Raw genomic sequence first — 25,979 nt, 5'->3', positions numbered from 1 at the left:
CATGTTCACCAAGATCCTGATCGCCAACCGCGGCGAAATTGCCTGCCGCGTCATTGCCACCTGCCAGCGCCTGGGCATTGCCACGGTAGCGGTGTATTCCGACGCCGACCGCAACGCACGGCACGTGCGCCTGGCCGACGAAGCGGTGGCGATCGGTCCGGCCCCGGCGCGCGATAGCTATCTGCGCGCGGACGCGATCCTGGCCGCCGCGCGCCAGACCGGCGCGCAGGCGATCCACCCGGGCTACGGCTTCCTTTCGGAGAACGCAGACTTTGCCCAGGCGTGTGCCGATGCCGGGATCGCGTTCATCGGCCCCTCGGCAGCGGCGATCCGCGCGATGGGCGACAAGAGCGCAGCCAAGGCGCTGATGCAGCAGGCCGGCGTGCCGCTGACCCCGGGTTACCACGGCGACGCACAGGCACCGGATTTCCTGCGCGCGCAGGCCGATGGCATCGGCTACCCGGTGCTGATCAAGGCCAGCGCCGGCGGTGGTGGCAAGGGCATGCGCCGGGTCGACGACAGCGCCGCCTTCGTGGATGCACTGGCCAGCTGCCAGCGCGAAGCGCAGTCGGCGTTCGGCAATGCACACGTGCTGGTGGAAAAGTATGTGGAGCGCCCGCGCCACATCGAGATCCAGGTGTTCGGCGACAGCCACGGCAACGTGGTGTACCTGTTCGAGCGCGACTGCTCGGTGCAGCGCCGTCACCAGAAGGTGCTGGAGGAAGCACCGGCTCCCGGCATGACCCCGGAGCGCCGCGCGGCGATGGGCACCGCGGCGGTGAATGCCGCGCGGGCGGTCAACTACGTCGGTGCGGGCACGGTGGAGTTCATTGCCGGCCCGGACGGCGATTTCTACTTCATGGAAATGAACACCCGTCTGCAGGTGGAGCACCCGGTGACCGAATGCATCACCGGCACCGACCTGGTGGAGTGGCAGCTGCGTGTGGCCAGCGGTGAGCCGCTGCCGCTGCAGCAGGAGCAGCTGCACATCCAAGGCCATGCGCTGGAAGCGCGGCTGTATGCCGAGGATGCCGACCGCGGCTTCCTGCCGTCCACCGGCACGCTGCGGCATCTGCGCCTGCCGGCTGCCAACGCACATGTGCGGGTAGATGCCGGCGTCGAACAAGGTGATGCGATTACCCCGTATTACGACCCGATGATCGCCAAGCTGATCGTCTGGGACGTGGACCGCGACGCCGCGCTGCGGCGCATGCAGCAGGCACTGGCCGAGTGCGAAGTGGTCGGCGTGACCACCAACGCGGCGTTTCTGCGCCGGCTGGTGATGACCGACTCGTTTGCGGGCGCGAAGCTGGATACCGCATTGATCGAACGCGAGCAGGCCGCGCTGGCCCCGCCGGATGCCACCGGGGATGCAACGGCGTGGGCCCTTGCGGCAGTCGCGGCCATTGCAACCGAAAGCGCAGCGATTGCGGATGCGCGCGACCCCTACTCACCCTGGCAGGCGCGCGATGGCTGGCGGCTGGGGGTGGCGGCTGCGCGCCGGCTGACCCTGGAGCAGGCGGGCGTGCTGGCCGTTGTCGATGCCACGGCGCAGGGCGACGCGTGGACCCTTCTGCGCGATGGCCACACCGTCACCGCCCACGGTGGCCTCAACGGCGAGCAGCTGACCCTGCAGGTGGACGGGCAGCTGCACCGCGCGCGCGTCGTGCGCGACGGCGGCGAGCTGTATCTGTTCGGCGCGCAGGGCGTCCGCCGCTTCACCCTGCATGACCCGGTCAGCGAGGCCGACCAGGGCGTGGTGGATGCCGGCAGCCTGGTTGCGCCAATGCCGGGCCGCATCGTCGCCACACTGGTGGCGTCGGGTACCGAGGTGCGCAAGGGCACGCCGCTGCTGGTGCTGGAGGCGATGAAGATGGAGCACACGCTGCAGGCTCCGGCCGATGGCACGGTGCAGGGGTTCCGGGTGAAGGCCGGGGATCAGGTCGGGGATGGCGCGGTGTTGGTGGATTTCGAGGTGGCGTAGACCCCGTCGACGCGCGTGGCGCGTCGCTACGCGGAGCAGCCCCAGGTGCCGGGTATCACGCGGGCCAGACGGTATGGTTGGGGTCGAATTCGGTGGTGGTAAGCGTGTCGCTGCGCCAACCGACGCCGACGATGGCCAGCGGGCTTTGAGTGATGCCGTCCAGGCCGAAGGCCTGCTCGATGTCCACTTCGTTGATGGCGGCAGTGACGAACGCGGCCATGCCGCGTTCGGTCGCCGCCATGTACAGCGCCTGCGAGATGTGGCCGACGTCGAGCAGCAGCGCGCGGTAGGCCTTGGCGTGGTTGCGGTACTTCCAGAAGGTGCGCGCGTAACGCGGCACCAGCACCAGGTGGACCGCCGCGTCTGAGAACCAGTCCTGGCCGGACAGCAGGGTCTGCGCCAGCTGCGGCAGTGGCGGGTCGTCATGCCGTGGTATCGGCACCACCGCGTGCTGCACCGGATGATAGTGGTAGAGACCCGGGGCCAGTCCGTCCACCCGCTGCACCAGCAGATAGGTTTCGGTGGCGTGCAGACCGCCGCCGGACGGCACGTGCTTCTTCAGGAATGCGGTGTCTTCCTCGACCTGCGAGACGGCCTGCGCTTTGACCGTACGCTGCAGCAGCTGGGCCAGCAGCTCGCGGCTGATGCTGCGGCCGGCATCGAAGTTGCGGCAGGTGGTACGGCGTTCCAGCAACTGATCGTAGGCATCGCACGGCACCGACGGCAACGGCTCGTATGCGCCGGCGCGCGCTTCAACGGACGGCGGCGGAGCGCCGAGCTGACGGCGCAGGCCGCTGGCCGTGACCAGGTCGCTGTTACGGGTGTTGGCGGCTCCATCGACGCCGTGCCAGCGCCCATGCCGGTGCGCAAGTGCCGACAGCGGCCACCAGTGGGCATCGCGCACGGCTTCATCGTGCTGCCGGTATGCGGAAGCGTGTGCTTCGCCGATCAGCAGGCCCGCAGCCAGCAAAGGCTGCCAGGCGGCGGGGTCTGCCTGCAGGTCCGTGGCGTCCACCCACTGGTGGGCGCTGAGGCTTCCCAGCAGTTCGCGCTGGGCCGTGCTGACCGGTACCGGCTGGTCCAGGTGCCCGGCCAGCGCCAGCCAGGTGGTGCGGGTGGCCAGTTCGGTGCGCCCCTGCAGCAGTGACTGCAGGTCGAACTGGACCTCCTCGCGCGGTTCGAACATGACGATGGTGCAGCGGCGCAGGCGCATGGGTGGGAGGCGGATGGGGGAAGGTACGGCCATTCTAGGGGGCGGGTTGTCCGCCTGCAGCGCGTTGTCCGGTCATGGATACGGATTACGTTGGGGGCACGTGGCGCTGAACTGCCACGCGGACACGCATGGCGTGTCCCTACATTCCTGGCGCGTCGCGCCGATAACCGTACTTCCACCTTGGATCGACTGTCATGAGCGACGAGAACAACGGCAAGAGCAAGATTTCCCCTGAGGCGGCCGCGCAGCTGGTCAGCCGTCTTATCGATGATGCGGATTTCCGCGCGCTGTTCCAGGCCGACGCGGCCAAGGCGCTGACCGAGATCGGCTACGGCACCGACGCGGTGCCGGACTGCTGCGACGTCACCCAGTTGGCCAGCGTGGACGAGCTGCGTGCCGTGCAGACCCAGCTGGAAAAATACCTGAGCACCTCGCAGTCGACCATGCAGGTGATCTTCTGCTTTGAAGCCGGCAAGGTTGCCAGCGCATTACGCTGACCTGCTTTCCCTGCGTTCGCCTCAGCGCGGACGCAGGGAGGCATCGCCCAGCGTGTCGTGCACGCTCAGGGGCTGCATCAGCTGCATCACCGCCACTTCGGCGAAGGCGCGGCCGCGATGTGCGAACAGCCATTCGTTCTGCTTCTGGAACTCTTCTGCGTTGCCGAGCCGACGCTGCGCCTCACGCAGCACCACGCGCGCCTGCAACGGTTCGGTGCCATCCATCAGCGGCAGCAGCAGCGCCTCGGCGCGTGCCGGCTGGTTCCTGCCGATCTGCTGCATGGCCAGCACGATGGTGCGCCACTTGCTCACCACCGGATTCTTCAGCTGTGCTGCCAGCGCATCATGGTCGCGCAGCAGTGCGTCGGCCAGGGCCGTATTGCCCTGGCGCTGTGCCAGGTAGACCAGCATCAGCAGGCGCGACACCCGGTCGGACAGATTCGGCTCGTGGGTGAGCGCCATCAGCGGTTTCAGCTGTGCCGCGATCTCGGCCAGCCGCGCCGGGTCGGGCTTCTCGCAGGCGGTGTCCACCACCGCCTGCATGAGCCTGACATGGATGGCGAAGTCGGCGGATTCGGTCGGTGCCGGTTCGCTGGCCATGGCCTCGTTCATGCCGGTGCAGTCGTCCTGGTCGGCCGCCAGCAGCACCCGCGCACGCTGGTGCATGATGGTCTGCAGTTCGTCGCGCGGCTTGGGCAGCTGCGCCAGCAGCGCTTGCGCTTCCTTATAGCGGCGTTGTGCAACCAGCACGTCCGAGCGCATGTCGCTGCCGTTACGGCCGGTCAGCTGTTCGGCCACCTGGAAGCTGCGCAGCGCTTCGTCGTAGCGGTTGGTGCCCAGCTGGATCCAGCCGACGTAGCCGATGGGATAGGCGCGCAGCACGTCCTGTGGCACCGACGCGGCGTGGCCGTAGCGTTCGGCCTCGGCAAAGCGATTGTCGACCAGCAGGTACCAGGACGTGTTGGACAGGCCAGCGAAGAAATCCGGGTAGACGTCAGCCAGCACCCGCCAGTCTTCCAGCGCCCAGTTCTCGGGCCGCAGCTCGCTGCTCCACGCTTTCAGGTACAGGCGCTCGCGGTGTGGCAGGCGCTCACCCAGGGCCAGCGCGCGGTTGAGATAGGGCAGTGCCTCGGCGCGCTTGTCGACCCGCACCAGCAGCTTGGCCAGGCCGATATGGGCCATGGCGAAATCCGGATCAGCGTCGAGCGCAGCCTCATACAGCTTGGCCGACTCGCTGAAACGGCGGCGTCCAAGCGCCGCTTCGGCCAGCGCGAACGACTTCAGCGCCTGCAGGTTGCGGGTGGACGCCTGCGGCAGCGGCACCGACTGCTGCACCGAGGCCACGGTCTCGCCCAGGCCTTCGCGCAGGCGTCCGATCACATCGTCCACGGCATCGACCACTTGTTCCGGGTCGCGGGCCTCGGCGCGATAGCTGCGGACCACGGCGCGACTGGTGGGATCCAGCAGGTCCACCGACACCACATAACGCCCACCGGCCAGGCCGATGCTGGGGGCCAGCACCATGCGCGCGCCTTCACGGGAGGCGACGTCGCTGGCCAGCTGCCGGTTCAACTGCCTGTCGGCCGGCACCTGCATCAGTTCGCGCGATTCGCGAACCTTGCCATCGGACAACACGTTGACGTAGCGCGACTGCTCCAGGCTCATCAGCAACGCGCGCTGCAGGCTGATGTCGAACAGCGGCTCGCCGCTGCGGTTGTCCACATCGGCCACCACCACCCAGTCGCGTTCGGCAAAGGCGATGGCGGGTTCGGGACGCAGCAGGATCCAACCGCCGATGCCCAGCACCGCAATCAACGCAACTTCAGCGGCCAACGCGGCTGGACGCCGCCACAGCGGCAGCTTGCGGCGAGCCTTGGCCGTGGCGCGCGGCATGCGCAGCGGAGCGAAGCCCGATTCACCGACCTCAAACACTTCCTGTACGGTACTGGCACCCTTGAACAGCCACGGTCCGTGCGAACGCCACTGCAGTTTTTCGCCGCGCTCGCCGAGCTCGCTGCTGGCGCGACGGGTCAGTGATTCGGCCACGGAGGAAAGCAGGATCTGCCCGGGTCGGGCCAGTGCCATCAGGCGCGCGGCCATCGGCTTGGCCAGGCCTTCCACCTCGACCGCCTTGGCACCGGCGTTGATGGCTTCGGGGCTGTTGTCCCAGATCAGCACCTCGCCAACGTGCAGGCCGGCGCGGGCGCGAAGCGGCAGCTGGCGCTGCTGGCCCAGCTTCTGCACTTCGCGCTGGTAATCCAAGGCGAAGCCCAGGCCATCAATGGCGCGCTCGAACAGCAGGAACAGGCCATCGGAGCGGTCGATCTGCTGGCCGTTCCACTGCTGCTGAAGCGCCAGCACCAGCCGGTCGTGGTGCTGGAACAGCTCGGCGGCGGCGGCATCGCCAATGCGTTCAACCAGCAGCAGCGAGTCGCACAGGTCTGTGAACAGCAGGGCGCGGAGCTGCGGGGCCTGGGTCGACGGTCCGATGTCGCCGTTCATGAGGGGATCCCCGTCAGGGCGTGGCGGTCGCGGCACGCGACCAGTGCAGGCGGTTACCGCCCAGGCGCTTGGCCTGGTAAAGCGCGTTGTCGGCGCGAGCGTACCACTCGCTCCAGTCGGTGTGGGGCTCGAGCAGGCAGGCCCCGATGCTGACCGGGCAGATGTTGGGGTGCGCGGTGGCGCGGCCGAGCAGGCCCTGCACCGCACTGAGCACGAATTCAGCCGCGTGGTGCAGGCTGTCGCGGTCGGCGTGGCGCAGCAGCAGGCAGAACTCGTCGCCACCGAGGCGGCAGGCGCGGTCGTCCTCGGTGGCCACCGAGCGCAGGATGTTGGCCACGCTCTGCAGGACCCGGTCGCCGGCCTGGTGGCCGTGCTCGTCGTTGACCTGCTTGAACTGGTCGCAGTCGATCAGCAGCAGCCCCTGCGGAGCCCCATGGTCGGTACTGCGGCATTCCTGCAGATACAGGGCCAGCCCGCGACGGTTGTGCAGGCCGGTGAGTTCGTCGGTACGGACCAGTTCACGGGTATGGGTGAGCTGGTGGGTGGTGACGTACAGGTTGTCCAGAGCGGCTTCGAGGTCATGGTTGCGGCGGCGCAGCTGGCGGATGAGCACCTGTTCGTTGCTGACCACGCGCATGATGGTCCGGCGCAGGAAATAGGCGACCAGACCGGGGTCGTGGTCGACGAGGCGCTGGAACTGGTCGTGACCGAGTTCAAGCACCACGCTGTCGACGGTGGCGCGGGCATCGGCGCTGCGCGGGTGGTCACCGATGAGCAGGCCGAGTTCGCCGAAGAATTCCTGGGGCCCCAGCGTCTTCACAACGAGGTCTTCGCCGAAGTCGAGCTCGATGCTGCCACTGACGATGACGTACATGGTGCCGCCTGCCTGGCCACTGTGGAACAGGTAGTCACCACTGCGCAGCTGCAGCTGCTGGCCGAATTCAGCGAACAGGGCGAATTCACCGGCGCTCAGCACGGCGTGCACGATGTCAGCCATCGCGGTTTCCGCGATGCCTGGTTCCTGCGCGCACACTTGCGTAGCAAACTTGCCGGTCATCCCGTGCACCCGCTTCCCAGCGTCCCCCGGTGAGCAGATGAGGATAGCACTCCTTAAAAGTGTGCGCCTCATCCCAGTTCCATTAAAAACGGCCAAAATTTCAGGTGTTGGCCGTTGGCCCGTGGTTGGTGGAACGCGGGTTTGGGAGCGGAGCGGCCAGCGGATCATGTGAAGACGGAAGGTGCCGGGCCATGCCCGGCACCCCTGAGGCATTGCGTGAAGATCAGGCTGCCTGGCCGGCGCTGAACTGTTCTTCTTCGGTGGAGCCGGTCAGGGCGGTGGTGGAGGACTGGCCCTGCTGGATGGCCTGGGTGACCGCGTCGAAGTAGCCGGTGCCGACCTCGCGCTGGTGCTTCACCGCGGTGAAGCCGCGGTCGGCGGCGGCGAATTCGGCTTCCTGCAGTTCCACGAAGGCGCTCATCTGGCGGCGGGCGTAGCCGTGGGCCAGGTTGAACATCGAGTAGTTCAGGGCGTGGAAACCGGCCAGGGTGATGAACTGGAACTTGTAGCCGTAGCTGGCGATCTCCTTCTGGAACTTCGCAATCGTCGCGTCGTCCAGGTTCTTCTTCCAATTGAAGCTGGGCGAGCAGTTGTAGGCCAGCAGCTTGCCCGGGAACTTCGCATGGATCGCCTCGGCGAACTTGCGCGCGAATTCCAGGTCCGGCTTGCCGGTTTCACACCAGATCAGGTCGGCATACGGGGCATACGCCAGGCCGCGGCTGATCGCCTGGTCCAGGCCGTTGCGGGTGCGATAGAAGCCTTCCGGCGTGCGCTCACCAGTAGCGAACGGCTGGTCGTTGCTGTCGATGTCGCTGGTCAGGAGGTCGGCCGCCTCGGCATCGGTACGGGCCACCAGCAGCGTCGGCACGCCCAGCACGTCCGCCGCCAATCGCGCCGCGTTCAATTTCTCAATGGCCTCGCGGGTCGGCACCAGCACCTTGCCGCCCATGTGGCCGCACTTCTTCACCGAGGCCAACTGGTCTTCGAAATGCACGCCCGCTGCGCCGGCTTCAATCATCGCCTTCATCAGCTCGAAGGCATTGAGCACGCCACCAAAGCCCGCTTCGGCGTCGGCCACGATCGGCTGCAGGAAGTCGATCTCGTCCTTGCCTTCGGCGTGGTGCAGCTGGTCGGCGCGCAGCAGCGTGTTGTTGATGCGCTTGACCACCGCCGGCACTGAATCGGCCGGGTACAGCGACTGGTCCGGATACATCTGGCCGGCCAGGTTGGCATCGGCCGCGACCTGCCAGCCCGACAGGTAGATCGCATTGAGGCCGGCCTTCACCTGCTGCATCGCCTGGTTGCCGGTCAGCGCGCCCAGCGCGTTGACGAAGTCCTTTTCATGCAGGTACTTCCACAGCTTTTCCGCGCCCAGACGGGCGAGCGAGTGCTCCACGTGCACCGTGCCCCGCAGGCGCACCACGTCGGCGGCGGTGTAGTTGCGGGTGATGCCGGCCCAGCGCGGGTCGGTGTTCCATTCGTGCTGGATCTGTTCGGCGGTCGGCAGCTTGCTCATGTCGGTTCTCCAGATGAACGATGGGGATGGGGTAACGAATCAATCCAACCGGTCGTACGCCGGCAAGGTCAGAAAATCGGTCAGCGCGTCACGGCGGCTCAGCTCACCCAGCAGCGCAATCGCCTCTTCAATCCGCGCGCCACCGGGCAGCGCACTGCGATCACCCAGCCGCGCCGGCAGGCCCGCCAACGTCGCGTCCAGCAGCGCCAGATCGATCGCGGTGCCGTCGTCCAGGTGCTGGCCCGGCACGTGCAGCCACTGCCACAGCTGGCTGCGGCTGATCTCGGCGGTGGCCGCGTCTTCCATCAGGTGATGGATCGGCACACAGCCGTTACCGTCCAGCCACGCGGCGAGGTAGCGCACGCAGACCTCCACGTTGCCCTCGAAACCGGCGCGGGTGATCGTGCCTGCGGGTGTGGCAATCAACGCATCGCGATCCACCTTCACATCACGGCGCAGGACCGCGTGCTGGTTCGGTCCGGGCATGTGCTCGTCGAAGATCGCCTGCGCCACCGGAATCAGCGCCGGGTGCGCCACCCAGGTGCCGTCATGGCCGGCGGTCACTTCGCGCAGCTTGTCCGCACGCACCCGCGCCATCGCCTGTTCGTTGGCGGCGGCGTCGTGGTTGATCGGAATCTGCGCGGCCATGCCGCCCATCGCGTGCGCGCCACGGCGATGGCAGGTCTGGATCAGCAGCTCCGAATATGCCTTCAGGAACGGCTGGGTCATGGTCACCTGGCCCCGCTCGGGCAACACCTTGTCCGGGTGTGCGCGGAAGGTCTTGATGTACGAGAAGATGTAATCCCAACGCCCGCAGTTCAGACCGACGATGCGGTCGCGCAGCGCATGCAGGATCTCGTCCATCTCGAACACCGCCGGCAGCGTTTCGATCAGCACCGTCACCTTGATCTGCCCATGCGGCAGACCGAGCATGCCCTCGATGTGCGACAGCGCGGTCTCCCACAGTGCGGCCTCCTCCATCGACTGCAGCTTGGGCAGGTAGAAGTACGGACCGCGCTGGCGGCACATCAGGGTGCGCGCGTTGTGGAAGGCGAACACCGCCGCGTCGAACAGGCCGCCGGCCAGCGGCTGGCCGTCGATGCGCACGTGCTTCTCGTCCAGGTGCCAGCCACGCGGGCGCACGATCAGCACCGCCTGCTCCTGCAGCGGGCGCAGCGCGTAGTGCTTGCCCGGCTTGCCGTCCACGCTGGGGCCGGTGAAGGTCAGGTCGCCGCGCACCGCGCCGATCAGCGCCTGCTGGCCGGCCAGCACGTTGCGCCAGGCCGGGGCGGTGGAGTCCTCGAAATCGGCCATGAACACCTTGGCCCCCGAGTTCAGCGCGTTGATCACCATCTTCGGGTCGGTCGGCCCGGTGATCTCCACGCGGCGGTCCTGCAGCGCGTCCGGGATCGGCGCGACCTTCCAGTCGTCGGCGCGGAGGGCGGCGGTGTCGGCACGGAAGTCCGGCAGCTCGCCGGCGTCGAAGCGGGCCTGGCGCTCGCGGCGCGCCTGCAGGCGGCGCTGGCGTTCCGGCTCCACCGCACGATGCAGCGACACCAGCAGCGCCAGTACCCCCGCCGGCAGCAGGGCCGACTGACCGGCCAGCTGGGTGGTCAGGGCAATGCCCGGCGTGGCCGGTGCATCGGCCGGGGTGGGCTGGGGCGTGGCGAAGGCGGCGACAGCGGACATGTCCAACTCCTGCGATGCGGGGTGGACTCCACCGTGCGCCGGAGTGTGGTATTTGACAAAACAGTTATTGCAATGCGTTTGATAAGTTCAACTTATAGTCGTGACGCCATGCCTACATCGCGGTCTGCAAGTCCCCGTTTTTCCTACAAATCCGATCGACTGAAACCGCTGCGGGCGTTCTGCCAGGTGGTGCGGCTGGGCTCAGTCTCACGGGCGGCTGAGGCGCTGTTCGTCAGCCAGCCGGCGGTGAGCCAGCAGTTGCAGGCGCTGGAACGGGAGCTGGGGGTGGTGTTGTTCGAGCGCAGTGGCCGCCGCCTGGTGCCCAGCCGCGAGGGCCAGTTGCTGTTCGAGATGGCCCAGCCGCTGGTCGAGAGCCTGGACGGGCTGGAGGCCAGCTTCCGCGACAAGGTGAAGGGGCTCGATGCCGGCGAACTCAACATCGCCGCCAACAGCTCGACCATCCTGTACCTGCTGCCGCGCATCGTGGAGCGCTTCCGCCAGCGCCATCCGGACGTGCGCCTGACCCTGCACAACGCGATCAGCGCCGACGGCACCGACCTGCTGCGCAGTGATGCGGCCGACCTGGCGGTGGGCTCGATGACCGAAGTGCCGGCCGACCTGACCTACGCCCCGGCTTACCGCTTCGAGCAGGTGCTGATTGCCCCGCCCGATCACCCCCTGGCCAAACTGCCCGAGCTGACTCTGGAGGCGATCTCGGCCTACCCGCTGGTGCTGCCGCCCAAGCGCCAGATCACCTACCGGCTGGTCGACCAGGTGTTCCAGCGCCAGCGCATGCCGTACACGGTGGCGCTGGAGGTGGGCGGCTGGGAAGTGATCAAACAGTACGTGGCGATGGGCATGGGCATTTCGATCGTGCCGGCGCTGTGTTTGAACGAGGCCGACCGCGACCGGCTGGTGACGCGCTCGATGAGCACCTGGTTCCCCGAGCGCAGCTACGGGGTGATCGTGCGCCGCGGCCGCTTCCTGTCACCGCAGGCACGCGCCTTCATCGAGCTGATCCAGCCGGACCTGTTCAGTCCGCGCAGCTATGATGAAAGCGGACACTCGGAACGCTGAAGGCGCTCATGTCGATTGAACTGCGCCACCTGCGCTACTTTCTGGCCGTGGCCGATACCCTGCACTTCGGCCGCGCCGCCGAACGGCTGGGCATGTCCCAGCCACCGCTGAGCCAGCAGATCCGGCAGCTGGAAACACTGCTCGGCGCGCGCCTGTTCGTGCGCAGCAACCGGCGGGTGGAACTCACCGAGGCTGGACGCGTGCTGCAGGCACAGGCCACCGAGGCGTTGGCGCGGGTGGACCAGGCGATTGAACTCACCCAGCGCGCGCAGCGAGGCGAGACTGGTGAATTGCGGATCGGGCTCACCCGTGCGACGCCACTGTCCACGCAGATTCCGCGCGCGATCTTTGCGTATCGCCAGCAGTTTCCGCAGGTGCTGTTGAAGCTGCGCGAGATGAACACCCTGCAGCAGATTGATGCGCTGGTCGCTAATGAGCTGGACGTAGGGCTGATCCGTAAGCGGGCGCTGCCAACCACACTGATGTCACGCAAGTTGTTCAGCGATCCGCTGGCACTGGTGGTGAATGACCAGCACCCGCTGCTGCGCGGTGTTCCGGAAGGAACGCCGATTGCATTGCGCCAGTTCGCGCATGAACCGTTCGTGGGCTTTCTGCGCGAAGTGGGTGCCGGCATCCACGATCACTTCATCGCGCTGTGCCGTAGTGCGGGCTTTACTCCGCGCATCATCCAGGAAGCGGGTGAGGCGTCCACGCTGATCAGTCTGGCGGCTTCGGGGCTGGGCGTGACCGTGTTGCCGGCGTCGTGCAGCCATATCCATGTGGAGGGCGCACGCTTTGTGCCGCTGAGTGATCGCGCGGCCAGTTCGGAAGTGCACGTGGCCTGCCGGCGTGGCAGCCCTTCCCCGCTGATCACCCACTTCACCCGCCTGCTGCAGGTGGGCATCAACGGCTGAGGGCAAGCTCCGGCTGCGGGCGGGTGCGACGGCGCAGCTGCCAGGCGATGCTGGCCCCGCCCAGGGTCATGACGGCGGTGAACGCACACACGCCCCACCAGTCCCAGTGGGTGTAGAACACGCCGCCGAGTGCGCCGGCCACGCTGGAACCGAGGTAGTAGGCGAACAGATACAACGCCGAGGCTTCCGCGCGCAGGATGCCGGCGCGGCTGCCGACCCAGCTGCTGGCCACCGAATGGCCGCCGAAGAAGCCGAAGGTGACCAGTGCGATGCCGGCGGCCATGCAACCCAGCCACGGCAGCGCCAGCAGCACAATGCCGGTGGCGATCAACGCGTAGCAGATCGCCAGCACCTTGCCGCGACCATGCCGGGTGGCCTGCTGGCCCATCCAGGCCGAGCTGAAGGTACCGACCAGGTACACGCTGAAGATCAGCCCGACCACGGTCTGGCTCAATTGGTACGGCGGAGCCAGCAGGTGGTAGCCGAGATAGTTGTACAGGGTGACGAACACACCCATCAGCAGGAACGCGGTGGCGAACAGCCACGGCAGGCCCGGGTCGGCGAACAGCGTGCGCCAGCGCGCCGGCAGTTCGCGCAGGCCGCTGCGGCGGCTCTGGAAATGGCGGGACGGCGGCAGCTGCATCCACAGCAGCGCGGTGCTGAAGACGGCGATGATCGAGACCCCGCCGATGCCCCAGCGCCAGCCCCAGTGGTCGGCAACCACACCGGCGATCAGGCGACCGCTCATGCCGCCCACTGCGTTGCCGCCGATGTACAGGCCCATCGCCAGGCCGAGCGCGCGGCTGTCCATTTCTTCGACCAGATAGGTCATCGCCACGGCAGGAACGCCACTGAGGGCGATGCCGAGCAGGGCGCGCAGGATCAACAGCGTGGTCCAGTCGTTGACCAGCGCGCTCGCGGCCGAGAGCACGGTGGAGGCGAGCAATGCGGTGATCATCACGTTGCGGCGGCCGACCCGGTCGGAGATCAGCCCGGCGATCAGCATCGACACCGCCAGCAACCCGGTGCTCAGCGACAGTGCCAGTGCGCTGTTGGCAGCGGAGACCCCGAAGTGGCGGGTGAACTCGGGCAGCAGCGGCTGCACGGTGTAAAGCAGGCCGAACGTCGAGAAGCCCGCCAGGAACAGGGCAACGGCGGTACGGCGGAAGGCGGGCGTGCCCTGCTGGATGTGGTCCGCGGCGGGGGAAGCAGCAGGAGCGCTGCGGTCGGCCGGCAGCGCGGCGGTATCACCGTTCATGGCGTCGGGGCCCGTGGGGGTGGGCCGTTAGGTGGGGTCAGCGCTCAGGATAGGCGCGGGTTATGGGTCGATCCATAACCTCATTGGTCTTGATTGAGACGTTTCGTGTATGGATATGGATTGATGCGGGTCGTGCGCGGGCCGGCCAACGGCCGGCGCTACCGGGAACGCGCGGGATCCCGTAGAGCCGGGCTTGCCCGGCTGCCGTTCGCCTTACAACGACTTCCACGTAAACCCATCACCGCGCCGGTAATACACCCACGTCCCCTTCCCATACACCTCACTGGCATTCACCAGCCCGAAGTACCGCCCATCGGCACTGTTGCCCCGGTGATCCCCCAGCATCAGCAGCTTCCCGGCGGGAATGGTGATGCCATCAATATCCGGACCGCCGCCCTGATCCAGGTTCAGCGAAACAGTACGGCTGCCGAAGTCCTCCACCTCAGCCTTGCCATCGCCCCGCAGCGGCTGCCCATTGATGCTCAGCTGCCCGTCATGCAGGCGAACCCGATCCCCACCGACGGCGGCCACGCGCTTGATCAGGCGCGTGCCATCCTGCGGCGAGTTGAACACCACCACATCGCCACGCTGCGGCTCACCGGTGTGCAGAAGTTCCTTGTTGGTGAACGGCAAGCGCACGCCGTAAGCGCGCATGTCCACCACCACCCGGTCACCCGGCATCAGGGTCGGTTCCATCGAGCCACTGGGCACCTGGTAATGGTTGGCCAGGGTGTCGCGCGCGGCCAGCAACAGGCCGAGCATCACCGCCATGGGCATGGCTTCCTTCTTCAGCCAGTGGACCAGGCCCTTGGGTTCGGTTTCGGCGGTTGCGGCAGTCATGGAGCACTCCTTGCAGGTAGGTAGGGCTGTGACCCGGTCAGGGCAGCACAAGTTCCATTCAACCACAGCTGAAGCGGAGATCACCGGCGGGCCGAATCTACGCGTTGTTTACGCCCTGCCCGCCACCGGGGCATGGCAGCTTTATGGGGGCCGCGCGCATCGTGGCGACACCGCGCCAACCGGCGCATTGTCGAGGTGTTCCATGACCATCCTGTTGATCCGGCAGGCTTCGCCGCAGGGCGCGCCGAACCTGGTACCCGCCCAGTTGGCCGGGCATGCGGTGTTCTGCCAGGACTGTTCCACGCTGCCGGCGCTGCTGGCGTGCCTGGACCAGGCGCGGGACAGCCGACCGGACTGCTTGTTGATCGAGGCGGTTCACGTTGAACCCTCGCAATGGGCGGTGCATGGCCCGGCGCTGTGCGCCGCGCTGGATGCGCTACCGGTGCCCTACATCGAAATGGCCGCCAATGACGACGACGGTCTGGATGCACACCTGCATCCCCAGCATGCGCCGGTGGCGCGGGTGGTCTGCAGCAGCGGGCGCGATGACGCCTGCCGTTTGTCACTGGCCATTGCCGAACGTCGTCTGCTTTCCGCTGCCGTGGGGGTTTGAGTCATGTCGATTTTCATCATTCGTGGGCCGGAAGCGGCTGGGCAGTTGATCCGTACGGCGCAGCCGCTGCCGGGGCCGGTGTTGAAGGCGCTGGTGCATCGGGCGATTGACGCCGGTACGACCGTGGCGATTCGTGCTTGTGGGTCGGAGCAGGAGTTGCTGGATGCGTTGCGCGTGGCCGATCACAGTCGGGGTGAGGTGACGCTGCTGGATCCGGGTGCGTGTGTGGGTAGCGTGCGATTGCAGCGGTTGTTGCCGCATCTGCATAACGCGTATGTGGAGGTGCATGACGATGATTGTCGTACGCCTGAAGCGTGTCTGCCGGAGGGGGTGGGGTCGCGGATCGGGGTGGCGCATGGGTATTGCGCGCAGAGTTACATGCATGCGCTGGAGATCGCGCTGGATCACCTGGGATGTAGTGAGGTGGGGTGTCGAGTGGGGACGTGATGGGGGCACGGTGTGGGGACGGCCATTCGACCGGCCCGTGTGGGGACGGGCCATTCGACGCGCCCATGTGGGGACGGGCCATGCCCGTCCGCTCTTCGTCGGTGGTCATGAGCGCCTGATGCGCGTCTTCGGCCGCCTCTAAACGTTGGTCGGTGGATCGCGACGCCGTTGATCTTGACTTCGGATGCTTGTGCCGCGCGCTGCGCGGTTGACACGCATGGCGTGTCACTACGAATTGCTACGTGCACAGGACAATTGCGCTGTTCGCCGGGCTCACGCCCGGCGGGGCCTCGGATGCGTGGTCGCGGGCTGCGTTTCGCGCAGATTGACGCACACGACACCTTCGCCATCACGAACAACGATGCATGCCATGACGATGCGCGCACCAATCCGTGCCTGATGCCGATTGATTCCGTCTATTCTGGAACGCAGTTCTCACCAAATCAGGGCGCATACGTCATCGCGTTGTATTGACTTCGAGATTTGTCGAAAGACGTCGTTTTTGCCTGTTTCATTGCGATTTCCAGATCGGCATGGTGCGCGGACGGAGAACAAAAGCTCCTACACAGAGATACAGTTCGTTTGCCCATGGTCGGGAGGGTGGCTAATACAACACCCTCCTTTTGGGGAATACGCCCTCCGCCTCTCTGTGTGCGGCTTTTGACCTCCCGACCTCTCCCTCGCCACCCCGGCGAGGGACACACCTAGTTGAGGGCATCCGATGCATAAGCGAAGGGTTATCACCCCGGCAGTTGATTCATCCGTACAGCCCGAAGACCAGAACGACAACGTCGCACCCGCTGCCGGCCACGGCATCCCGTGGGACATCTACGACGATCCCACCACGCCTTTCCTGATGTCCCGCGGCCACTGGCTGCACGAAGTCGGCATGGGCTCCGGGACCCGCATCCGCACTGAGTACGGCGAGGGCTTTCTGCTTTACCGCGTGATCGGCCCGCATGGCCCGGTGGCCCTGCACGTTCCCAAGGTGCTGGACCGCACCGTGCGCTACACAGAAGTGCTGCCGTACAGCCACATCCCGCCACGCATGCGGAGGCGCTGATGAAGCATCCAAAGTGGTTCAAGTTCAAGATGGAAGACGAGATGCGGTGCCGGTTGAAAAGCATCGCCAAGCGGCGGAAGTGTCATGCGCCGGATCTGGTTCGGCTGCTGGTGGATCGGCTGATCGCCTACGAGCGCGATCCGCATGTGGTGGATCTGACTGTGTGGAGCAATACGGTCAACAAGGCAGCCATTGCGACCAACAAAGCAACCAAGCCTTCGACCGATCCACCTGCCTATGGCGAGGAAGATGAAGTGGATCGAGCGCGACGCGAGGGCTGGGCCAGCCCGAAGTTTGGCCGCCGCTAGAGCCAGGCCCTTGTTGAGTCTGCCAAACTGCGTAGAGACGGGCCATGCCCGTCTCAATCCGACGGCGGTGATTCTACCTATCCATCCTCCGTTAGGAGAAATCTGATAGCGGGCGTACCCCTCTGGCAGTAGCATGAAGGGTGCTTGCATCAAGGAACGAGGACCATCGACCATGTTCGGCCTGAAATCTCCTGCGCTCCCGTCTGACCCATGGCCGCTGCGATTCAAGCGACACAACTTTGGAGCACGCTGCTACCGAACGCTGCGCTGCAGCGTGATCTATGACCGATTTCAGTTCGTGCCTGAGAATCTTTTGTCAGCGCCATCCGGCGATCCAGTCACGCCAGACTGGAGGGATGCATGGGACGCTGGCTACATCGTAGGCGACAGCTTTGCAGGACCAGTCAAAGTGGATTGGACGTCCTTGGACGGAAGTGATCACCATGCGTTGGTGGACATCTCCGACATATTCGAGGACCGCCTCGTTCGGCATCATGTTTCCAGACAGGACGTCTCTGATAGCTGGCTATCCGCAAAGGCACTGGATCCGGTTACCGCTCACATCCTGGTGGAGATTAACGATCGTACGATCAATGTCTTCATGAAGGCAGTCGTATTCACCAAGTTGCCAGCGAATCCAGATAATCCACACAGCACGGGCCGAAGAGACCTGATCCTTGCTTGGACACGTTCGTACTGAGAATGACGCAAGGAGTGCGGATATGGATGATAAGTACATAGCTGGCGTAAAGCCGCTGGATGACGATGTCTTGATGCACGCGGCGGACGCGGCCCAGCTGCATAGTTAAAAGGTGGCTCAGGAGTCCTTGTCGCGCTTTGGCGTTCCCATGCTGTTGGAAAAAGGGAATCCGAACGAGCGACTGTTCATCGCCATGTTCGACGGAACAGGAAACGACTTTAGAGCCGACCCCGATCATGCAACGAATGTTGCACGGATGTTCAATCAGCTTGAGTCGCTTCGCGTCGCAGGATCTTCAGCTTTTCATGCAAGCTACCTCGCCGGCCCTGGAACACAAGAGAATCCGATAACCCGAATAGCGGACGGTGCGCTTGGGTACACCTACCAAGAGCGACTGGAGCAAATGTACTCCGACTTGGTAAGCAAAGCTGACCAGTGGAAGCAAGAGAATCCGGATGCGAACATCCGCGTCATGGGCATCGGTTTCAGTCGAGGCGCTAGCCAAGCCGCCGGGTTCACCAACCTGCTTCACGAGCGTGGAATCGTGGATCCCAGTAGTCAGGTACTGGAGTTGGACGGCAAGTTGAGCTACACCCGGCACCTCGCACCACCGGGCGTCACCCCACAGGCGGTTGCGCTGTTCGATCCTGTTGCTACTGGATTTCCTGAAAAGTTCGACCGCCGTTTGGCACCCTCGGTCGTCTCCGGCTTCCAGATCACCGCGCTGGACGAAGTACGCGCCAAGTTTCGCAATGATCAGATCATTGCCCCTGGCTTGTCCGACGACGGTCGCTTCCTCAACGTTCAAGTGGCCGGCGCACATGCCGACATCGGCGGGGGTTACATCCGCGATGGACTGGCTCGGCGCAGTTGCAACCTGATGGTGGATTACTGCAATGCGCTGGCACCTGGCGTGCTGGAAATGCAGAAGTCTCACGAGCCTACTGATCCACGATTGAACCCCATCCACCGCTCCGAAGAGCACATGCTGATCTATCAGATGGATCGCAAGGTGGATCGCTCTACGCCGGGCGGGGTGAACACCCGGCTGGCACCCGATCACATCGTCCAGGCCGACGGGTTTCCTCATACGGTCAAACCGCTGGGGTCAGCCGTGGCGGGCCTGAAGACCAGCGACGTGGTGATTGCGCCTCCGAACCTCGACGTTGAGCAGACCGCTGCAAGGCTGCAGTTCATCGAGGAGGCCGAGAAAGCCCGCGCCGCCACCATCGAGCAGACCAGCCGTGTCCGCGTGTTGGGCAACACCACTGCCGCCGTGGCCACCACCCTGGAAGTGGCGGACGCCGCCCGCGATTACACTCAGCTGCGCAATGAAAGCAATCTGGCCGCTGCCCAGGCGTCTATTACCCGCACCACCACCACCGCTGGTATGGCTTGGATGGGCTTCCAGGTGGGTGCGCGCATTGGCGGCACCCTCGGTCCGTGGGGCGCATTGGGCGGGGGCACGTTGGGGGCGGCAATCGGCGGCGTGGCCGGCGACAAGATTGCCGATGAATACGAACGCCGACGCATTTACACTCATAAGGGCAGCGACGGAAATGTGTGGACGGCCGACCCGAAGCAGCCGGAGAAGGGCTGGACCCGCAGCCTGCCGCCTTTGCCGGGGAATCCGGAAGGCCAGAAGTTCACTGCCGATCCTGCGCTCGCCGACGAGCTGAACTACAAGGCGGTCACCAAGGCTACCGAACTGGGCATGGGCGCTGTAACCGCGCGTAACCCCCTGAAGTTGGCAGCGCGACAGGACGACCCCACAGTTCCTATGGGGGTGACTGGGTGCGCAATGCCGCCGGCACGGGGTGGCAGCGCGAGGTCAACACTGACAAGCCCGGCCTTGGTCGTACGCAGCACGCTTCACCGGAACGTGCCGCCGAGCTGGACGCCCAGTCGCGCGCGATCACCGCCGACAACGCCGCCCGTAGCCCTGCTGTATTGGCAGCCAACTTCAAAGTGCTGTACGAGCAGAACGACTGGCAGCGGCACAGCAAGGGCAAACTGCCTGAAGCTGTCGCCGATGCTCTCAGGCACCCGGAACGCGTGGTGGGCTCGGATGGCCGCAGATACGCTCGGCAGGACAGCGGTGAGTGGATATCCGAGAGCTGGTTCAGGAACAAGGATGCCAAGGGCGATCTGCGCGCCGAGCTCGACCTTGCCTTTGATGCGCAGCGCGACTATGTACAAAAGGTGCTGGACGAGCAATGGAATCCGCTGCGCGAGCCAACCACGCTGGAGACGGTGCGGGTGGTGCCTTCGCCGGAGCAACTGGCGGAGCGGGCGGCCACAGTCAAGGCGGATAGTCCGGTGGTTGAGCAAAGGGAAGCGCCATCCCCAGAACGCCTGAGCGACACCCGGCATCCCGGTAACGTCGAGTTCCAGGGGGTGCTGCAGCAGGTCCATCACGCTGAAGCGGGTCAAGGGATCAAGCCCGGTCCGCATAGCGAGAAGATTGCAGCGGCGCTGCTCGCCGAAGGCGAGCGCCACGGCGTGGAGATCACTCGTGTGCGGATTGGGGATCGGGGGCAGATTGAGGGGATGGCGGCGTCCAATCCGTATTCAGAGGCCGCTGCTGTGCGGGTGGATTCCACTGCAGCGCTGAAGATGACGCTGGAAGCCCATTCCAGGGAATGGACGGACGCCCGGTCGTCACATCTGGCGCAATCGAGTCCGGTTGCGGAGCGCACGGCGGAACAGCAACCCGGAATCAGCGCGTTGTCAGTCGCTGACCAGGGAATGTTCGCGCGTATCCGCCAGGATGTGCCGGGGCATATCGGCGACGATCAAGTGATGCGGGCGCTCTTGGATGCAAAGCAGGCGCGGATCACCGATACCGACAAGGTCGATAAGGTAATGATGTCCGGCGACCGTATCTTCATTGCCGGCACGGTGCCGGGGTTCCGTTCGGTGACCGATGTGGCGCAGGAAGCGCCACCATTGCAGGAAACGGTGGCGCGGGTGCAGGAGGGCAACCAGCAGCGTGAGCAGCAGGTTGCCCTGGAGCAGCAACAGCAGCAAGAGCGTGGTCCGCGGATGGGATGAGGATGTTCGTGGGGCGGCAGGGTTGAATCATTTCGATTCAGATCATGCGTTACCGGTTGTTGCGAGTTTCACGGCGATCGTCTGTCGACCGATCCCACCAAAGCAAGAGCAAGAGCCAAGGCCAAAGCCAAAGCCAAAGCCAAAGCAAAGGCCACAGCCACAGCCAGAGCCGGAACAATGGCCACAGCCACAGCATAGTTGTGGCCATAGCCATGGCAACAGATGTATCGCAATTGCAATAGCGAGAGCCAGGGCCAGAGCACTACATACACGAACGGCGGGGTTTCCCCCGCCGTTCGTGTGTCAAACCATCACACGGTTATTTCAAACCGCGATTCACGAGTAGCGGTTCCACCGACGGATCCTTGCCGCGGAATTCGCGGTACAGATCCGCCAGTTCCACGCTGTTGCCGCGCGAGAGGATCTTGTCGCGGAAGATCTGGCCGTTCTCGGCAGTCAGGCCACCGTGTTCCTTGAACCACTCGAACGAATCGTGGTCCAGCACTTCAGCCCAGAAGTAGGCGTAGTAACCGGCCGAATAGCCGCCGCCCCAGATGTGGTCGAAGTAGGTGGTGCGGTAGCGCGGCGGTACCTGCGGCAGGTCGACCTTGAACTTCTTCAGTGCGGCCGCTTCAAACGGACCCACGTCCTGCAGCTTCGCATCCGCCGGCTGGGTGTGCCAGGCGAGGTCGAGCAGCGCGGCCGACAGGTATTCGGTGGTGGCGTAGCCCTGGTTGAAGGTGCGGGCCTTCATGATCTTGTCCACCAGCGCCTGCGGCATCGGCTCGCCGGTCTTGTAGTTCTTGGCGTAGTTGGCAAACACCTTCGGGTCCAGCGCCCAGTGCTCGTTGAACTGCGACGGGAACTCGACGAAGTCGCGCGAGGTGCTGGTGCCGGCGATGGACGGGTACTTCACGTTCGAGAACATGCCGTGCAGTGCGTGGCCGAACTCATGGAACATGGTGGTCACGTCATCGAAGCTGAGCAGCGCGGGCTGGCCGGCGGCGGGCTTGGTGAAGTTGCACACGTTGTACACCACCGGCTTGTCGCCGGTGAGGCCGTTCTGCTCGACGAACACGTCCATCCACGCGCCACCGGACTTGCTGTCGCGCTTGAAGTAGTCGGTGTAGAACAGCGCCAGCGAGGTGCCGTCCTTGTCGAACACTTCATACACCTTCATGTCCGGGTGATAGGTCGGAATGTCGGTGCGCGGCTTGAAGGTGATGCCGTACAGCTGGGTGGCAGCAAAGAAGACGCCGTTCTGCAGCACGTTGTCGAGCTCGAAGTACGGCTTGATCTGCGACTCGTCGAGGTCGTACTGGGCCTTGCGCACCTGTTCGGCGTAGAAGTCCCAGTCGGAGGCGGCCAGCTTGAAGCCACCGTTCTGGGCGTCGATCACCTTCTGCATCTCGGCAATCTCGCCGCGTGCCTTGGCGGTGGCGGCCGGCACGGTGTCGGTCAGCAGCTTGGTGGCGGCGGCCGGGGTCTTGGCCATCTGGTCGGCCAGGCCGTACGCAGCGTAGTTTTCAAAGCCAAGCAACTTGGCCTTCTGCGCACGCAGCTGGGCAAGGCGCTGCACAGTTTCGCGGGTGTCGTTGGCATCGCCGCGTTCGGCGCGCGTTTCCGAAGCCTTCAGCACGGCGGCGCGCTGGTCGCGGTCGCTCAGCGAGGCGAGCACCGGCTGCTGGGTGGTGTTCTGCAGCGGCAGCAGGAACTTGCCTTCCAGGTTGCGGGCCTTGGCGTCGGCGGCGGCGGTGTTGATCTCTTCTTCGCTCAGGCCGGCCAGCTTGGCCTTGTCGTCCACCACCACGGCAGCCGCGGCGGTCGCGGCGACGAGGCGGGTGTGGAACTTGGTGGCCAGCGTGGTTTCTTCCACGTTGAGCTTGCGCAGGGTCGCCTTGTCGGCGTCGTTCAGCTGCGCACCGGCGCGCACGAACTCCTGGTAGTCACGCTCGACCAGGCGCTTCTGCACCGGGTCCAGGCCCAGCGATTCGCGCTGGTCGTAGATGCTCTTGATGCGCGCGAACAGCTTCGGGTCGAGGTTGATCTCGTCCTGGTGCTCGGCCAGCTTCGGGGCCACTTCTTCCTGGATCTTCTGGCGGGCGTCGTTGGTGTCGGCCTGGACGATGCCGAAGAACACGCGCGAGACGCGGGTCAGGGTTTCGCCGCTGCGCTCCAGTGCTTCGATGGTGTTGTCGAAAGTGGCCGGCTCGGCGTTGTCGGCGATCTTGCGCACTTCGGCCAGGTGCTGCTTCATGCCTTCATTGAAGGCCGGCAGGTAATCACTGTCCTTGATGCGGTCGAACGGCGGGGCCTGGAACGGCAGCGTGCTGGCGCTCAACAGGGGGTTGGTGGAGGCATCGGCCGGCTGCTGCGCAGCGGGGGTCTGGGCATCGGTCACGGGGGTGGACTCCTTGCCGGAACAAGCGGCCAGCGCCAGGCTGATGGCGGCGGCCAGAATGACGGTACGCGACATGAAACGGGCTCCTGGGAAGAGGTGCGGCTGCAGAAAGTTGCAGCCGATCACCCTACTCCCATTGGCCGTTGCCGGCATGTGCCGGACGTGGCATCTGGCTGTGCCGGCCCCGGGAGCCGGCGTGAAGACTCAGACGGTGCCGCGGTTCTTGCCCTGCCAGGGGCGGTACCACTCGCGGATGGTGGCCATGTCGGCCACGTCGTCACCGGTGGAATGGAACACCGGGCCAAGGCCGATGATCTTCTCCGGGTAATGGAAGTACGCGGCCAGCACCGGCACGTCGGCCATGCGCGCGATCTTCAGGAAGCCGGCCTTCCAGTGCTCGACCTTCTTGCGGGTGCCTTCCGGGGTGATCACGTACCACATCTTGTCGGACTCACGGATCAGGCGCACGGCCTGCTCCACAGTGCCCTGCGGCGAGCTGCGGTCGAGCGGAATCACGCCGAGCTTGCGCAGCAGCGGCCCCAGCGGCCACCAGAACAGCGAAGCCTTGCCGAGCACCCGCACCTGCAGGCCCATGGCGATCTTGGCCGCCATGCCCCAGTAGCCGTCCCAGTTGGACGAGTGCGGGGCGACGATCATCACCAGCTTGGGCACGTTCGGCAGGGTGCCCTGGATCTTCCAGCCGCCCAGGCGCAGCGCGCAACGCGCGGCCCAGCGCCAGAAGCGGCTGGGTTTGACCTGCGGCATGTTCGGCGGAATGGCCGGAACCAGCGGATGTGGGTTGTTCAAGCAATCACTCCCAATTGCGTGTGGTGCGCGCGCGTTTGATCTGCGAGCGCTCTTTCTTGGCGTCCAGGCGGCGCATCTTGGCTCCGAACGAGGGCTTGGTCGCCACCCGTGCCTTGGGCACGCTGAGGCTGGCCTGGATGAAGGCAGCCAGGCGTTCGCGGGCGTCTTCGCGGTTGCGGTCCTGGGTGCGGAAACGCTGGGCGTCGATCACCAGCACGCCCTCGCCGGTCATGCGCCGGTCGCGCCGCGCCAGGAGGCGCGTGCGCAGCGCTTCGGGCAGCGACGGCGAGCCGGCCACGTCAAAACGCAGTTCCACCGCGGTGGAGACCTTGTTCACGTTCTGGCCGCCGGCCCCACTGGCGCGCACGAAGCGTTCGACGAGTTCCGAGTCCGGAATCGTCAGGTGCGCGTTGATGGTGACAGGCCCATTTCCCATGGGCGGCATTGTAAAGGCTGGATCGCCGCCTTTGGTGACTGGAACGTACGCCATTGGTATCGATTGGGCGGGTAACGGGTCATAACGGGGTGACTATCGTCACGATCTTCGACGTGGTCACCACCGCGCCGTCCACCCCACCCGGGTATGCTCGGGCTTTCCATACTGCAGGATGCATCGAGATGACCCTGATCCGCCGACCGGCCCGTCGTGGCCTGACCCGCCTCGTGCTTGGCCTGGCCCTGGGCCTGGCCGCCATCGCGCCGGCCCTGGCCGCACCGCCGACCGACGCCGACATCAACCGCCTGCTGGCCGCCTCGCGCGCGCAGAGCATGCTCGACACCATGCTGCCGCAGATCGAGGCGATGCAGCGCCAGCAGTTCGAGCAGGTGGCGCAGCAGCGTCAGCTTGATGAGACCCAGCGCGCGCAATTGCAGCGCATCGAGCAGCGCACCAACCAGACCATCCGGCAGGCGCTGTCGTGGCAGCAGCTGCGGCCGATGTACGTGGACCTGTACAAGAAGACCTTCAGCAAGGAAGACGTGCTGGCGATGGCCGAGTTCTATGAGAGCTCGGCGGGCCAGAGCCTGCTCGACAAGACTCCGGCGCTGATGCAGAACGTGATGGTGGCGATCCAGGAGCGGATGCAGCCGCTGTTCGTGGACCTGCAGAAGGATCTGGAGGCGATCGTGAATGAACAGCCGGCACCGGCGGCGGCACCAGCCAAGAAATGATATCGGCCGCGACGGCACCGCGTGGACACGCATGGCGTGTCCCTACAGGTCGCCCGACCAAGGGTCGTAGTGACACCCCATGGGTGTCAAAGCCATGATCCTGCGCACGTACGCCGCAATGCGTGTCCACGCGCGGATCTAACGCCAGCCGAACAGATCCATCGCCTTGCCAAACTCCCCATCCACCGGCGCGCTGACATCCATCAGGCCGCCGTCTGGATGCGGGAAACGCAGGCGCTCGGCGTGCAGCAGCATGCGGTGGATGCCCTGCATGCGGAAGCTGCGGTTGTGCCGGCCATCGCCGTGGCTGGTATCGCCAATCAGGTGATGCGACAGATGCTTCAGGTGCCGGCGGATCTGACGGAAGCGCCCGGTCTGCGGCTGGCAGCGCAGCAGCGCATAGCGTGAGGTCGGGAACTCGCCGACCGGCACCGCGATCTCACCCACCGCCACCCGCTGGAAATGGGTGATGGCCTGCTTCTTCACCGGCTTACCGGGGCCACCGTCCAGGTCGTGGTCGACCGTGAATGCCTCCTCGGCCGGCCAGCCGCGGCAGATCGCCAGGTAATCCTTGGTGACATCGCCGCCCATCAACGCCTTGCCGAGAATGCCAGCGCTCTCGCGGTCGAACGCCAGCAGCAGGCAGCCGCTGGTGGCGCGGTCAAGCCGGTGGACCAGGAAGATCGGCTTGCCCAGCTGCTCGCGCAGGCGGTCGGCAAGGAAATCGTCTTCGCCACGGGCCAGCTTGCTGTCATGGACCATCAGCCCGGCGGGCTTGTTGACCACGGCCAGACGCTCGTCCAGATGCAGCAGTTGCAGGGGCGGGAGCGCCGCGGACACTTCAATGGCGGGTGATGCGTCTTCCACTG

23 protein-coding genes are annotated in these 25,979 nt (G+C 65.5%); 12 read left to right on the top strand and 11 right to left on the bottom strand.

Annotated elements, in window-relative coordinates; all coding sequences use genetic code 11:
• The first annotated feature begins 1 nt into the window (after position 1).
• Positions 2-1,984 (top strand): acetyl/propionyl/methylcrotonyl-CoA carboxylase subunit alpha, encoded by a 1,983-nt coding sequence (locus PDM29_RS08515; protein ID WP_425508732.1) that lies wholly within the window; start codon positions 2-4, stop codon positions 1,982-1,984.
• 55 nt (positions 1,985-2,039) lie between these two features.
• Here PDM29_RS08515 and PDM29_RS08510 read toward each other — a convergent pair whose 3' ends face one another.
• A complete protein-coding gene (locus PDM29_RS08510) occupies positions 2,040-3,197 on the bottom strand; it encodes a putative peptide maturation dehydrogenase (RefSeq protein WP_311193412.1) in 1,158 nt (385 codons plus the stop codon).
• Between the two features lie 194 nt (positions 3,198-3,391).
• On the opposite strand from PDM29_RS08510, the gene PDM29_RS08505 reads away from it, so the two are divergent.
• A complete protein-coding gene (locus PDM29_RS08505) occupies positions 3,392-3,694 on the top strand; it encodes an NHLP-related RiPP peptide (RefSeq protein WP_311193411.1) in 303 nt (100 codons plus the stop codon).
• Positions 3,695-3,715: 21 nt separating this feature from the next.
• Here the strand turns inward: PDM29_RS08505 and PDM29_RS08500 are convergent, their stop codons facing one another.
• From PDM29_RS08500 to aceB, 4 genes are all read right to left on the bottom strand, one after another.
• On the bottom strand, positions 3,716-6,196 hold the full coding sequence (locus PDM29_RS08500) for a putative peptide modification system cyclase (protein ID WP_311193410.1): 2,481 nt from the start codon (positions 6,194-6,196) through the stop codon (positions 3,716-3,718).
• Positions 6,197-6,209: 13 nt separating this feature from the next.
• Complete coding sequence (locus PDM29_RS08495) at positions 6,210-7,253, bottom strand: GGDEF domain-containing protein (RefSeq protein ID WP_311193409.1); 1,044 nt, start codon at positions 7,251-7,253, stop codon at positions 6,210-6,212.
• Between the two features lie 223 nt (positions 7,254-7,476).
• A complete protein-coding gene (gene aceA / locus PDM29_RS08490) occupies positions 7,477-8,769 on the bottom strand; it encodes an isocitrate lyase (protein ID WP_311193408.1) in 1,293 nt (430 codons plus the stop codon).
• Positions 8,770-8,808: 39 nt separating this feature from the next.
• On the bottom strand, positions 8,809-10,458 hold the full coding sequence (gene aceB, locus PDM29_RS08485; RefSeq protein ID WP_311193407.1) for a malate synthase A: 1,650 nt from the start codon (positions 10,456-10,458) through the stop codon (positions 8,809-8,811).
• A 108-nt stretch (positions 10,459-10,566) separates the two neighbouring features.
• Between aceB and PDM29_RS08480 the strand changes: the two genes are divergently transcribed.
• On the top strand, positions 10,567-11,535 hold the full coding sequence (locus tag PDM29_RS08480; RefSeq protein ID WP_311193406.1) for a LysR family transcriptional regulator: 969 nt from the start codon (positions 10,567-10,569) through the stop codon (positions 11,533-11,535).
• A gap of 8 nt (positions 11,536-11,543) precedes the next feature.
• A complete protein-coding gene (locus PDM29_RS08475) occupies positions 11,544-12,449 on the top strand; it encodes a LysR substrate-binding domain-containing protein (protein WP_311193405.1) in 906 nt (301 codons plus the stop codon).
• Here PDM29_RS08475 and PDM29_RS08470 read toward each other — a convergent pair.
• Together PDM29_RS08470 and lepB are read right to left on the bottom strand one after the other, a co-directional pair.
• Entirely contained in the window at positions 12,439-13,707 is a 1,269-nt protein-coding gene (locus PDM29_RS08470) for an MFS transporter (RefSeq protein ID WP_311193404.1), read from the bottom strand. The genes PDM29_RS08475 and PDM29_RS08470 overlap by 11 nt on opposite strands.
• A gap of 213 nt (positions 13,708-13,920) precedes the next feature.
• A complete protein-coding gene (gene lepB / locus PDM29_RS08465; RefSeq protein ID WP_311193403.1) occupies positions 13,921-14,547 on the bottom strand; it encodes a signal peptidase I in 627 nt (208 codons plus the stop codon).
• A gap of 202 nt (positions 14,548-14,749) precedes the next feature.
• Here lepB and PDM29_RS08460 point away from each other — a divergent pair, with 202 nt between their 5' ends.
• From PDM29_RS08460 to PDM29_RS08430, 7 genes are all read left to right on the top strand, one after another.
• Positions 14,750-15,160, top strand: a complete 411-nt coding sequence (locus tag PDM29_RS08460) for a hypothetical protein (RefSeq protein ID WP_311193402.1) — start codon at positions 14,750-14,752, stop codon at positions 15,158-15,160.
• A 3-nt stretch (positions 15,161-15,163) separates the two neighbouring features.
• Positions 15,164-15,607: a 3-dehydroquinate dehydratase gene (locus PDM29_RS08455; protein WP_311193401.1), complete on the top strand. Its 444-nt coding sequence runs from the start codon at positions 15,164-15,166 to the stop codon at positions 15,605-15,607.
• Between the two features lie 721 nt (positions 15,608-16,328).
• On the top strand, positions 16,329-16,670 hold the full coding sequence (locus PDM29_RS08450; RefSeq protein ID WP_311193400.1) for a hypothetical protein: 342 nt from the start codon (positions 16,329-16,331) through the stop codon (positions 16,668-16,670).
• Entirely contained in the window at positions 16,670-16,978 is a 309-nt protein-coding gene (locus tag PDM29_RS08445; protein ID WP_311193399.1) for a hypothetical protein, read from the top strand. Before PDM29_RS08450 ends, PDM29_RS08445 begins: the two co-directional genes overlap by 1 nt.
• A 172-nt stretch (positions 16,979-17,150) precedes the next feature.
• The gene (locus PDM29_RS08440; protein ID WP_311193398.1) at positions 17,151-17,678 is read left to right on the top strand and encodes a hypothetical protein; all 528 of its coding nucleotides are present in this window, start codon (positions 17,151-17,153) and stop codon (positions 17,676-17,678) included.
• Positions 17,679-17,826: 148 nt separating this feature from the next.
• Positions 17,827-20,037, top strand: coding sequence for a phospholipase effector Tle1 domain-containing protein (locus tag PDM29_RS08435; protein WP_311193397.1), 2,211 nt, complete (start codon positions 17,827-17,829; stop codon positions 20,035-20,037).
• On the top strand, positions 19,998-20,732 hold the full coding sequence (locus PDM29_RS08430; protein WP_311193396.1) for an XVIPCD domain-containing protein: 735 nt from the start codon (positions 19,998-20,000) through the stop codon (positions 20,730-20,732). The genes PDM29_RS08435 and PDM29_RS08430 overlap by 40 nt, the downstream gene beginning before the upstream one ends.
• A gap of 319 nt (positions 20,733-21,051) precedes the next feature.
• On the opposite strand, the gene dcp is transcribed toward PDM29_RS08430, so the two are convergent.
• From dcp to arfB, 3 genes are all read right to left on the bottom strand, one after another.
• Positions 21,052-23,208, bottom strand: a complete 2,157-nt coding sequence (gene dcp, locus PDM29_RS08425) for a peptidyl-dipeptidase Dcp (RefSeq protein ID WP_311193395.1) — start codon at positions 23,206-23,208, stop codon at positions 21,052-21,054.
• A 129-nt stretch (positions 23,209-23,337) separates the two neighbouring features.
• Complete coding sequence (locus tag PDM29_RS08420; protein ID WP_425508731.1) at positions 23,338-23,940, bottom strand: lysophospholipid acyltransferase family protein; 603 nt, start codon at positions 23,938-23,940, stop codon at positions 23,338-23,340.
• 4 nt (positions 23,941-23,944) lie between these two features.
• Complete coding sequence (arfB, locus tag PDM29_RS08415; RefSeq protein ID WP_311193394.1) at positions 23,945-24,376, bottom strand: alternative ribosome rescue aminoacyl-tRNA hydrolase ArfB; 432 nt, start codon at positions 24,374-24,376, stop codon at positions 23,945-23,947.
• 182 nt (positions 24,377-24,558) lie between these two features.
• Between arfB and PDM29_RS08410 the strand changes: the two genes are divergently transcribed.
• On the top strand, positions 24,559-25,110 hold the full coding sequence (locus PDM29_RS08410) for a DUF2059 domain-containing protein (RefSeq protein WP_311193393.1): 552 nt from the start codon (positions 24,559-24,561) through the stop codon (positions 25,108-25,110).
• Positions 25,111-25,248: 138 nt separating this feature from the next.
• Here the strand turns inward: PDM29_RS08410 and PDM29_RS08405 are convergent, their stop codons facing one another.
• Positions 25,249-25,977: a pseudouridine synthase gene (locus tag PDM29_RS08405; protein WP_425508730.1), complete on the bottom strand. Its 729-nt coding sequence runs from the start codon at positions 25,975-25,977 to the stop codon at positions 25,249-25,251.
• Positions 25,978-25,979 lie beyond the last annotated feature (2 nt).

Source organism: Stenotrophomonas oahuensis, assembly GCF_031834595.1.
In the GTDB taxonomy this organism is placed as follows: Bacteria; Pseudomonadota; Gammaproteobacteria; order Xanthomonadales; family Xanthomonadaceae; genus Stenotrophomonas; species Stenotrophomonas oahuensis.
Note: the sequence above shows the minus strand (reverse complement) of the source record. Positions and strands in the feature narration are given on the sequence as shown.